The sequence below is a fragment of the Acinetobacter sp. UBA6571 genome (assembly GCF_002434085.1).
Lineage (GTDB): Bacteria > Pseudomonadota > Gammaproteobacteria > Pseudomonadales > Moraxellaceae > Acinetobacter > Acinetobacter radioresistens.
Genome location: NZ_DJJJ01000010.1, coordinates 14,339 through 26,319, shown reverse-complemented (window position 1 = coordinate 26,319; position 11,981 = coordinate 14,339). Strand labels below are relative to the sequence as shown.

Sequence of the window (11,981 nt, the reverse complement as noted above, 5' to 3'; positions counted from 1 at the left end):
AAAATGAACCATTAAGAAAACAAGCAGTTCAAAGAAGAAGCAATATTTTTAGCTCATTCATGACTTTATTTATCCAGTTAACTGCTGAAAAATATTAAAAAATGTTCAGACAATTTCGTATTTTTCACAATTCTTTAAACAAGCAGGCGCAGACTAGCCAGCACCATTGGGTGTCATCAAATAAGGAAAAGATATGCGCTTTCACTTTACGGGTTTGGGAATCGTTTTAATACTGTGTACGGGTGCAGTCTGGGCTGAGCCGGTAGTTCAAGCGGGCGATACACTGGCAAATTTATCTACAGCACGCATCACGACGACTCTGCGCCAGACCTCTTTACCGTCTGGGACAGTACAGGTTCAGAATGAAACAGCTACAAGTATTGCAGTCGAGGAAATTGACACTATTATGCCCGATGAGCAGACAAGTAGAATACAGGAACAGTCTTCTGCGGCACAGGTTACCCAGCAGAGTATACTCCAGGCCTCTACCTCAGCCACTGGGCAGGAAGAACTGGTAAGCTGGAATGATATTGATGCCATACAGCCAGAATAAACCTATGACTAAACAGACAGGTTTGTTAAGTATTCCAGATTATTTTAAATAAGAAAAAGCAGCTATGAAGAAAAGCTCCTCAATAGCTGCCTTTTATCTCAGAGCACCTGCTTAGTCAAACAGGCGATCAAAGAATGACTTTTTCTTCGGTGAAGACGTACTGTCTTCACCATCAAAAGAGGCCTGCAATTCTTTTAGCAGTTCACGTTGATGGCTGGTCAGATTGACCGGAGTTTCAATCACGATACGGCAAAGCAGATCGCCTACCATGCTGCTACGTACCGGACGTACGCCTTTACCCCGTAAACGGAACAGCTTTCCGGTCTGGGTACCTTCAGGAATTTTCAGACTTACACGGCCTTCAAGTGTAGGAATCTGGATTTCCTTGCCAAGCGCTGCATCAGCAATGCTGACAGGCACATCCATATACAGATCAGCCCCATCACGCTGGAAGATTTCATGCTCACGCACTACGACTTCAACATAGAGGTCACCTGACTGGCCATCACGAATAGCTTCGCCCTTGCCACTCAGACGTACCCGGTCACCATTATCCACACCTGCAGGAATCGTAACCTCCAGAGTCTGCTGACGGTCTGCAACACCGGAACCATGACAGGCATGACATGGGTTTTTAATAATTTTACCTTGGCCACGACAAGTGCCACAAGTTTGTTGTACAGAGAAGAAACCTTGCTGCATACGCACTTGTCCTGAACCGTGACAAGTTTTACAAGTTTCTACATCTTTTGGATTTTTAGAGCCTTTACCATCACACACATCACATGGTGCTGGAGCAGTAAAGGTAATTGTTTTTTTAACCCCTTTTACAGCTTCCTCAAGGGTAAGTTCCATTACATAGCGTAAATCTGAACCGCGACGTTGGCGTTGCTGACGTCCGCCGCCACCAAACGCTCCACCAAAGATATCACCGAACTGGCTAAAAATATCTTCTGCACTGAAACCGCCAAAGCCACCACCAGCGCCACCAAAGCCGCCTTCAAACGCATTATGTCCCATACGGTCATACATGCTGCGTTTTTCGCTGTCCGATAAAATCTCATAAGCTTCAGAAGCTTCTTTAAATTTTTCTTCAGCCTCGGCATTGTCAGGGTTTCTGTCAGGATGATATTTCATCGCCAATTTACGATAGGCTTTTTTAATCTCATCATCACTTGCGGTTTTTGAAACGCCTAAAACCTCATAATAATCACGTTTAGCCATGTTTGGCGGTGCTCCTCACGGAAATTTTATCAATACTCTATTGCCGACTAAATGGGGGGCTTTAGCCGAATTTACAAGGGGAAAACTTTCAAAAAACAGATATATTAAAAAACTGCCTTATTTTTTAAATATTTAGACAAGCCTTTTAACCATGCATTTAATAAAAATAACCAGGCAATAGCACTAAAAACTACACCAGCAACTGTTGAAGCCGTTACCCAAAGGTTGCTATCCCATGCAAAAAAGAAGAGAGGAATAAACCAGACCACAGCAAAAACTGACATGAGGAGGAATAGAATACCATTGCGCATAATCCATAGCGCATGAGCATGAATCCAAACTTCCGCATCATCCACAACAGCTACTTTACGAGCGACCAGATAAGCAAAGGCCGCAAAAATAACCGTAAACAATGCAAGAAACATGAACGCATAAGAAATTACAATATAACGGCGATGCTGTTCGATATGGTCTTGCCTCATGGATTCTCTGACCTCATTCATTGCATGCATCAGTTATTTTTATGCAATGAAATTTGCTGTGTTATTTTGTGTAAAAGATAAGGTGCTACTATATTGAAGTTTTCAATATTTCGCACCTCATATTCAGCAAAAATTACTGCATATTTACGGTTTTTTCACCTTAAACCATGCTGCATATAAAGCTGGCAAGAAAAATAGTGTTAACAGCGTCGCAATAATCAGTCCACCCATAATCGCTACAGCCATCGGACCGAAAAAAATACTGCGTGATAGGGGGATCATGGCCAGAACCGCCGCCAAGGCCGTCAGAATAATAGGACGGAAACGCCGAACCGTCGCATCAATAATGGCATTCCAGCGATCATGACCGGCCTGTATGTCCTGCTCGATCTGGTCAATCAGGATCAGAGAGTTACGCATAATCATGCCAGACAGGGCAATCGTGCCCAGCATGGCAACAAAACCAAATGGTTTATTAAACAAAAGTAAGAATAAAACAACGCCAATTAAGCCTAATGGTGCAGTCAAAAATACAATTGTTGCCCGAGACAAACTCTTCAGCTGAATCATGAGTAATGTCATGACCACTGCCAAAAAGAGTGGCATACCGGCATTGACCGAACTTTGTCCGCGTGCCGACTCTTCCACTGTTCCCCCCACTTCAATGAGGTAGCCACTTGGCAGCTCAGCGCGTAACTTGTCCATTGATTCAGCTAACTCACCAACAACAGTAGCTGGCTGTAAATTGGTACGAATATCTGCACGAACAGTAATTGTCGGTAACCGATTCCGGTGCCAAATCAGACCATCTTCAAATTTGTATTCAATTTTCGCAATCTGGGCTAGAGGCACAGTTGTTCCATTCGCTGTTGGTACTGCAAGGCTCGCCAGTGAAGCTACTTCAACGCGCTCAGCTTTATCACCACGTAATCGGATTTCGATCAGCTCACGCTTTTCACGATACTGTTCAATTGCGCTACCTGTAATTGAGGCGTTCAAGAAGTTAGCTAAATCGAGACTGGACACACCCATTTGTCGCGCACGGTCTTGATCAATTTGAATGGAAATAATCTTGCTTGGCTCGCCCCAATCCAAATGCACATTGGTGGTATTCGGGTTTTCACTAATTACTCTAGCAACCTGCTGTGCTTCTTTACGTACCAGATTTAAATCTTCACCTGAAACCCGGTACTGAATCGGATATCCGACCGGAGGCCCATTTTCCAGTAATGACACACGAGTACGGACTTGTGGGAGTAACTGCTTAATTTGGGTTTCTAACGAACGGCGAATTTCATCACGATCATCAAGCGACGATGCCAAAACAACAAACTGCGCAAAGCTGGCTTGCGGTAATTGCTGGTCTAGAGGTAAATAAAAACGTGGTGAACCTGTACCGACATAGGCTACATAATTATCAATACCTTTTTGTTTAGACAGGAATTGTTCAACTTTTTTCACCGCTTGCTCTGTAGCGGTTAACGATGCGCCTTCTTCGAGTTTTAAATCGACTAAAATTTCAGCGCGGTTTGAAGGCGGGAAAAACTGCTGTGGCACCATCTTAAACATGAGTACAGACAGCACAAAAATCCCCACCGTTGTTGCAATCACGGTTTTACGGTAGGTCACACAAAACTCGACCATTTTCCGAAAACGTAAATAGAAACTAGATTGATAAGGATCGTAATGATGGTCCTGTGAAATGGCCACACTTTGCGGTTGCGGTTTTTTAGTTATTCTTGCCCATAAACGGACATACCAAGGTGCTTGATGACCTGTCTTGGTAAAATCAGGTAGTAGTTTTTCACCCAAATAAGGTACAAATAAAACTGCGGCAACCCAAGACACCAATAAAGCAATCGTCACGACCTGAAAGATAGAGCGTGTGTATTCACCTGTACTGGACTGAGCCGTAGCAATAGGTAAAAAGCCTGCGGCGGTAATTAATGTCCCCGTCAACATCGGAAATGCTGTTGTTTTCCATGCAAATCCGGCGGCCTTAATTCGGCTATACCCCTGCTCCATCTTAATGGCCATCATCTCGACCGCAATAATGGCATCATCTACAAGCAAACCCAAAGCTAGAATTAGGGCACCAAGCGAAATCTTGTGCAGACCGACATCAAATAAATTCATGCCAGCAAAAGTCATTGCTAAAACCAAAGGAATGGAAAAAGCGACGACTAAACCCGTCCGGAAACCTAATGAGAAAAAGCTCACTAACAAGACAATAATGACTGCTTCAGCAAGTACTTTGACAAACTCATGGATACTACGTTGTACCGCTACTGGTTGGTCAGATACTTTTTGTAGTTTCATACCTAGAGGTAATGTTTTTTGCAGTTGGGCAAATTCTGTTTCCAGATTTTTACCTAAGGCAATAATATCGCCGCCTTTACGCATAGATACGGCAATACCAATACCATTGTCACCCATAAAACGCATACGCGGCTGAGCAGGTTGGCTAAAACCACGGTAGACATCAGCAACGTCACCAAGCTGAATGGTTTTATCGCCTACCAGTAAAGGCATTTTTTTAATGTCATCTACGCTTTGTAGTTGGCCACTTACTCGAATTTGAATACGATCCGTTCCAGTTTCAAAAAAGCCTGCACTTGCCATGCTATTTTGCTTTTGTAGGGCTTCTTGTATGGCAGAAACAGGAATACCGAGCTGAACCGCTTTAGTGTTTGAAATTTCAATCCAGATTTTCTGATCTTGTAGCCCAATCAGCTCAACTTTGCCTACATCTTTGACTCTCTGTAGTTGTAATTGCAAACGATCGGCATATTCTTTCAAAAGCGCATAGTCAAAGTCTTTGCCTGTCAGTACATAAATATTACCGAAGGTATCGCCAAATTCATCATTAAAAAATGGACCTTGCACCCCACTTGGGAGTTCATGGCGAATGTCATTGACCTTCTTCCGAACGTTGTACCAAACATCAGGAATTTGCGCAGAAGTGAGAGAATCTTTAGCAACAAAAGTCACCATCGACTCGCCTGGACGGGAATACGCCATAATCTTGTCATACTGACCTGTGGTCATCAGTTCCTTTTCGATACGGTCCGTAACTAAAGTAGAAACTTCTTTGGCTGTTGCCCCTGGCCAGTAGGTTTGTACGACCATGACTTTAAAGGTAAATGGCGGATCTTCACTTTGTGAGAGTTTTGAATAAGAAATTGCACCAATAATGCCTAGCAAGAGCATGAAATAAAGGACAATACCTTTATTGTTCAGTGCCCATTCAGAGAGATTAAATTTCATGGTTATTTGGCTCCCTGAATTTTCACTGCACGATTTTCACGATCAATCGGGTGAATCTTCTGTTTATCGCGCAGCAAGTGCACACCACCAATCACAACCCAATCATTTGGTGTTAAACCCGATAATACCGGCACACTATCTCTGCCATAAGCACCAATCGTTACAGGTACTTTACGTAAGGTCTGATTCGCATTTACCACCCATACATAAGGTTGGTTATCTGTTGCAGATACACTCGAAAGTGGCACACTCATGACATTAGTTTGAGTCGAACTAAAAAATACGCGTGCACTTTGTCCAAGCTGAATAGCAGACTGACCTTCTTTGAGTGCCACCTTAACTGTGAATGTACGGGACTGGTCAGCAGCTGGAGAAACTTCGCGTACATATCCGGCAAATCGTTCGTTCGGTTTAGACCACAAAGTTATCCATGCCGCTTGGCCAACTTTAATCTCGCTAACTGCTTGTTCCGGTACGCCGATGACCACTTCACGTTCACCATCAATTGCCAGTTGATAAGCCGCTTGCCCTGCTGCAACCACCTGTCCAATTTCAATATTACGCGCTGTAATCACCCCGTTTTTATTAGAAACAAGTTGGTTATAACCAGTCTGGTTGGCAGAAACTTCATAATTAGAACGAGCTTGTTGTAATGCTGCCTGAGCCGCATCATATTGATTTTTTACCGTATCGTATTGCGAACGGCTTACGGCATTTATGGGTAATAATTGTTGAAACCGCTTAAGCTCATCTGAGGCTGTTTTTGCTGCTGCCTGTGCGTTTTCTAATTGAGCTTTGGCAGCATTTAATTGTAGCTGTGCATCCGCCACATCGAGTTTTGCTAATACTTGCCCAACTCTAACCCGGTCACCTACATCCACATAGCGAGCCGTAACTTGTCCACCCACCCGAAATGCCAAGGCAGTTTGTTGTCGAGCCTGTACATCTCCAGCATAGCTTTTTTGTTCGTGAAGTGTGGTTGAAGGCTGGGTCACCATCACATAGGGTATTTCTTCTGTTTTGGGAGCCTCTTTACTACACCCCATTAATGTGACCATGCAAACAATCATCATACTCATGATGAGAGGTTTTAACAGATTCATATCTTATCGCTCTTATTCAAACTGGTTTTTTAAGGCACAATATATTTGCATCATAGTTTGTTTGTTTTTTAATTAATATACCGCGCGGTACATAAATTAAAATATTTTTAATTCTTCTTTTATTTAAAGTTTCTGGATAATGGTGTGCAAATAACAGCAGGTCGTCCTAAAGATTTGGAAAAACGAGCCCGGATCCTGGCCGCAGCCAAGTGTATGTTTTTAAAACAGGGCTATCACGGCTCCAGTATGAACCAGATTGCATCTGAAACCGGTGTAACCAAGCTGACGGTCTATAATCATTTTCAGGACAAAGCCACTTTATTTACCTGTGCCATTGAAGAAAGTTGCGAGGAAGCGATACCGGCCCGCCAGTTCAGTCTGCATGCACAAAGCCATTTTGCTAAAGAGCTGTATCAGGTCTGTAGCCGGGTATTACATTTAATTTACCTGCCAGAAGCGCTCAAGCTCGAATATATCCTGCTGCAGCTGGCAGCCGAGCAGAGTCCTCTGGTAGAACAGTTTTTTAAGGCTTCGCATCAGCGCCTGACCAATAGCCTGACAGATTTCTTCCGCCAGGCTATTGAGTTGAGCTTTATTCAGCCAGCTGCCCCGGTCATGTATACCGAGCTATTACTTTCCCTGTTATTGGGTATCCGACATCAGCATGTATTACTTGGTATGCAGCCGGTCCCAGATCAGCAAGAACGTGACTGCATGATTCAGCAGGCCATTGAACTGTTTTTATTACGCTATCAGGTTCGCTCATCTCTACCTTGAACCAGACCTCTACTCTATTTTAAAAAATTTAACTGTATTGCCTGTTATTTTTTGCACAAAAGATCAGGAATTCAAATTCTCTGTCTTGGCAAGTCACATAATCGCGGTATAGTCAAAAAGATATAAGGAAAACAGCCTCAGGAGAAAGGTGATGATTCAACAAATTGATGCCCCGTTACGTGAAGATGTCCGTTTGCTCGGTAATCTTCTGGGTGAAACCCTCAAACTGCATGCGGGACAGGATTTGTTTAATCAGATTGAACAGATTCGTGCTTTAGCTAAAGGTGCGCGTGACGGACAAAAAGAAGCAGAAAAACAGCTCGAAGAACTATTTTCAACATTAAAAGATGAAGAAATTCTGCCCCTGACCCGGGCTTTTTCCCATTTTCTGAACTTTGCCAATATTGCCGAGCAATATCATCTGGTCCGCAGCCGGAGACAGCATGAATTCGATGAAAATGCTCCTTCTCCAAACCCGCTTGATCACCTGTTTCAGAAATTTAAACAAAAAGATATCAGTGCTGATGCGCTCTACCAGCAAGTTTGTGAACTCAAGATCGAGCTGGTACTGACCGCACATCCTACAGAAGTCAGCCGCCGTACCCTGATTCAGAAATATGACGGAATCAACCAGTGCCTGTCGCGTCTGGACCAGCAAAAACTGACCCCTCATGAACGTCAGAGTGTGCTGGATGAAATGAAGCAGCTGATCTGTTCAGCCTGGCAAACCGATGAAATCCGCCAGCATCGTCCAACCCCGATTGATGAGGCAAAATGGGGTTTTACCACTATTGAACAAACCCTGTGGAATGCTGTACCTAAATTTATTCATGAACTGGATCAGCTGGTACTCGAGCATTGTGGCCGACCTCTGCCGCTCGAAGTTGCACCTATTCGCTTTGCTTCATGGATGGGCGGCGACCGGGACGGGAATCCGAATGTAACCCATCAGGTTACACAGGAAGTTTTATGGCTATCACGCTGGCAGGCTGCTGATCTGTATGTACGTGATATTGAAGCCTTGCGCTGGGAACTTTCCATTCAGAACTGCTCCGAGGAAATGAGCGAAGCGTTGGGATATACCCACCCTGAACCCTACCGGGAATATCTGCGTCAAACACGCGAACGTTTACGCGCTACCCGTCACTGGCTTGCACAGAAATTACAGGGGCAAGATGCTGACGCCAGCCTTGTTATTCATAGCAAGGACGAATTACTCCAGCCTTTACTTCTCTGTTATCGCTCACTGATGGCCTGTAACCTGCCAGAAATTGCCAATGGCCGACTGCTGGATTTTATCCGTCGGGTTAACTGTTTTGGTATCGAACTCTTAAAACTGGATGTCCGTCAGGAGTCGGGCCGTCATCGCCAAGCCATCTCGGCCATTACTGAATACTTGGGTCTGGGAAATTTTGACACCTGGACAGAACAGGCACGCCAGAACTTCTTGTTGCAGGAATTACAAAGTAAACGGCCTTTACTGCCTAAACACTTCAATGAGCCGGCACAAAGTCTGATCCTGCATCCCGATGTTCAGGAAGTGTTTGCGACCATGCAGACCTTGGCCGAACAGCCATCTGAAAGCCTGGGTGCTTATATTATATCTATGGCGGAGTACCCGAGCGATGTACTGGCCGTACTGCTACTGCAAAAAGAAGCAGGTATACAACGACCATTGCGTGTTGTGCCCCTGTTCGAAACCTTAAAGGATCTGGATGGTGCAGCCGCTACGATGGCGACACTGTTCAATATGCACTGGTACAGACAGCACATTCAGGGTAAGCATGAGGTAATGATCGGATATTCCGACTCCGCAAAAGATGCCGGCTTTATGTCTGCCAACTGGGCACAATACCGTGCTCAGGAAGAGCTAACTGCGGTGGCCCGGCAACATGCTGTTCAGCTGACTTTGTTTCATGGTCGTGGTGGTTCTATTAGCCGTGGTGGAGCACCGACCCAGCAGGCTTTATTCTCCCAGCCGCCCGGTTCAATATCAGGGGCTATTCGGGTAACAGAACAGGGTGAAATGATCCGCTTCAAATTTGGTGTGGAAGGTATTGCCCTGCAAAATCTGGAAATTTATACCGCGGCAACGCTAGAGGCAACTTTATTGCCACCGCCAGAACCTAAAGCCGAATGGCGTGAACTGATGCATTGCATGACTGATCTTTCAGTACAGGTCTATCGCCAGACTGTACGGGAGAATCCACACTTTGTGCAATATCTGCGTACTGTAACTCCTGAGCTGGAACTACAGATGCTGCCGCTAGGCTCACGCCCGGCCAAACGTAAAGTTAGTGGCGGTATCGAATCCCTGCGTGCTATTCCATGGGTATTTGCCTGGACCCAGATTCGGCTGATGCTCCCTGCCTGGCTGGGTACAGGTGCTGCGCTGAATCAGGTACTGGATGAGGGCCAAAAAGAACTGCTGGATGAAATGTTACAGCAATGGCCTTATTTTCAGACACTGATAGACATGCTGGAAATGGTGCTGTCCAAGGCCGATGCCCATGTAGCGCTATATTATGAGGCTCATCTGACTGATGATCCTGAACTCAAAGCACTTGGACAAGAGTTGCGTCAGCGTCTGCAAGATGCAGTTCAGACTTTACTGGCACTCAAGGGCGAATCCAAGCTGCTCAGTCATAATGAAGTACTGGACCAGTCAATGCGGGTGCGTAAACCGTATCTGTTGCCCCTGCACCTGTTACAGGCCAAATTGATGAAACGCCGCCGGATCTATCTGGCTGAACAGCAACTTGAACATACACCGGTTGACCATGCCCTGATGGTCAGTATTGCGGGTATTGCCGCAGGTTTACGTAACACAGGCTAATCCATACTTTAGCAAATAGGTTTTAAATACTTAAAATCTCTGCCAGTAAATAAGATTTAATTTACTGGCAGATCAATATGTAGCTCTCATCCGTTTTGCCATTCCGATTAGGCTCCTTTAAAAAAATACTGCTTAAAACATATTATTTTTATCTCATGCAAAAATTATTTTTAAAGTCAATACTCTAAAAAATCATAAATTAATTGATTGATTTCGTAAAATTTAGCGTATTCAACCTTTTTACCGGTTGGTAAAAAAACCAAAAAACTATTGTAATTATCATCATTTAATTTTACTGGAGAGATTAATTCTCCAGAAAAGAAAGAGTATGATGTCGCCAGTTTGAACTTCAAGAGCTCATTTTATGTCCAATTGGTTTCCCAAATGGCGTCCTTATGCCGGTCATATTGACCAGCGACCCGTCTCTACCAATGAATATCTCCCTCCGGCACAAAGTGTAGTTTTAGGTATCCAGCATGCATTTGCCATGTTTGGCGCAACGGTACTTGCACCTTTACTGATGGGCTTTGATCCTAACCTAGCTATTTTGATGTCCGGGATCTGCACCATTTTATTCTTTTTAATTACAGGCGGCCGGGTACCAAGTTATCTGGGTTCAAGCTTTGCTTTCATTGGTGTAGTCGCAGCAGCAAGTGGCCATGCCATTGGTAGCGGTGTCAATCCGAACCTGGCTGTTGCTTTGGGCGGTATAGTGGCCTGCGGGGTATTTTATGCCATCATCGGTTTCATTGTCATGCTGACTGGTACCCGCTGGATCGAGAAACTGATGCCTCCTGTGGTAACAGGCGCAGTGGTAATGATTATTGGCCTGAACCTTGCGCCAGTGACTGTCAAGAGTGTAGCAGGCAATCAGTTTGATATGTGGATGGCGCTACTAACGGTACTTTCTATGGGTATTATCGCAGTCTTTACCCGTGGACTTTTGCAGCGTTTATTATTGCTGGTTGGGCTACTACTGTCTTACCTGCTTTATTTTATCATTAGTAATGTGCTGGGCTATGGTAAACCGATTGATTTTTCAGTCATCTCGAATGCAGCCTGGTTCGGACTTCCAAGTATGACCACGCCCCGGTTTGAAATGAATGCCATGCTGATTATTGCACCTGTTGCACTGATCCTGGTAGCTGAAAACCTGGGACATATCAAGGCAGTTGGGGCGATGACAGGTGAAAACCTGACCCCGCATCTAGGCAAGGCATTTGTTGCAGACGGGATTGCGACTTCACTGTCAGGCAGTGTTGGTGCTCCCGGTATGACCACCTATGGTGAAAATATTGGGGTAATGGCAATTACCCGGGTTTACTCCACCATTATTTTTGTGATTGCCGGTATCTTTGCAATTTTTCTGGGCCTTTCACCAAAATTTGGTGCAGTCATCTCTACTATTCCTACCGCTATCCTGACAGGTGCATCAATTGTAGTATTTGGCCTGATTACCATTGCCGGCGCCAAAATCTGGATTGAAAACAAGGTCGATTTTGCTAATAACAAAAATCTGGTAGTTGCTGCCGTGACTATTATTCTGGGAGCCGGTAATTTTGAGCTGGTCTTTGGCAACTTTAATCTGGGCGGTATTGGTACTGCAACCTTCGCAGCAATTTTATTGAACTGGTTTTTTAGCCTTAAAGATAAAACCTGATTTGATCTGTTGATTTCGGCAGCCTTCGGGCTGCTTTTTTTATGGGGGTTTTAGTAAGATAGAGGTACTTTCCCAGAAC

General features: G+C 44.5%; 8 protein-coding genes. 4 read left to right on the top strand and 4 right to left on the bottom strand.

Annotation, left to right across the window (positions count from 1 at the left end; all coding sequences use genetic code 11):
* The first annotated feature begins 193 nt into the window (after positions 1–193).
* Positions 194–553 carry a hypothetical protein gene (locus B3X18_RS01330; RefSeq protein WP_005017659.1) on the top strand — a complete coding sequence of 120 codons (360 nt, stop codon included), beginning with the start codon at positions 194–196 and terminating at the stop codon, positions 551–553.
* 111 nt (positions 554–664) lie between these two features.
* Here B3X18_RS01330 and dnaJ read toward each other — a convergent pair whose 3' ends face one another.
* The 4 genes from dnaJ to B3X18_RS01310 form a co-directional block, all read right to left on the bottom strand.
* A complete protein-coding gene (gene dnaJ / locus B3X18_RS01325) occupies positions 665–1,777 on the bottom strand; it encodes a molecular chaperone DnaJ (RefSeq protein ID WP_026444231.1) in 1,113 nt (370 codons plus the stop codon).
* A gap of 104 nt (positions 1,778–1,881) precedes the next feature.
* The gene (locus B3X18_RS01320; protein ID WP_026444230.1) at positions 1,882–2,259 is read right to left on the bottom strand and encodes a hypothetical protein; all 378 of its coding nucleotides are present in this window, start codon (positions 2,257–2,259) and stop codon (positions 1,882–1,884) included.
* Positions 2,260–2,403: 144 nt separating this feature from the next.
* Positions 2,404–5,526 (bottom strand): efflux RND transporter permease subunit, encoded by a 3,123-nt coding sequence (locus tag B3X18_RS01315; RefSeq protein WP_026444229.1) that lies wholly within the window; start codon positions 5,524–5,526, stop codon positions 2,404–2,406.
* Between the two features lie 2 nt (positions 5,527–5,528).
* Positions 5,529–6,629, bottom strand: a complete 1,101-nt coding sequence (locus tag B3X18_RS01310; RefSeq protein ID WP_001050644.1) for an efflux RND transporter periplasmic adaptor subunit — start codon at positions 6,627–6,629, stop codon at positions 5,529–5,531.
* Between the two features lie 144 nt (positions 6,630–6,773).
* Here B3X18_RS01310 and B3X18_RS01305 point away from each other — a divergent pair, with 144 nt between their 5' ends.
* From B3X18_RS01305 to B3X18_RS01295, 3 genes are all read left to right on the top strand, one after another.
* Positions 6,774–7,406, top strand: a complete 633-nt coding sequence (locus B3X18_RS01305) for a TetR/AcrR family transcriptional regulator (protein WP_026444228.1) — start codon at positions 6,774–6,776, stop codon at positions 7,404–7,406.
* Positions 7,407–7,557: 151 nt separating this feature from the next.
* Complete coding sequence (ppc, locus tag B3X18_RS01300) at positions 7,558–10,242, top strand: phosphoenolpyruvate carboxylase (protein WP_026444227.1); 2,685 nt, start codon at positions 7,558–7,560, stop codon at positions 10,240–10,242.
* Between the two features lie 364 nt (positions 10,243–10,606).
* On the top strand, positions 10,607–11,902 hold the full coding sequence (locus tag B3X18_RS01295; protein ID WP_005023905.1) for a solute carrier family 23 protein: 1,296 nt from the start codon (positions 10,607–10,609) through the stop codon (positions 11,900–11,902).
* Positions 11,903–11,981 lie beyond the last annotated feature (79 nt).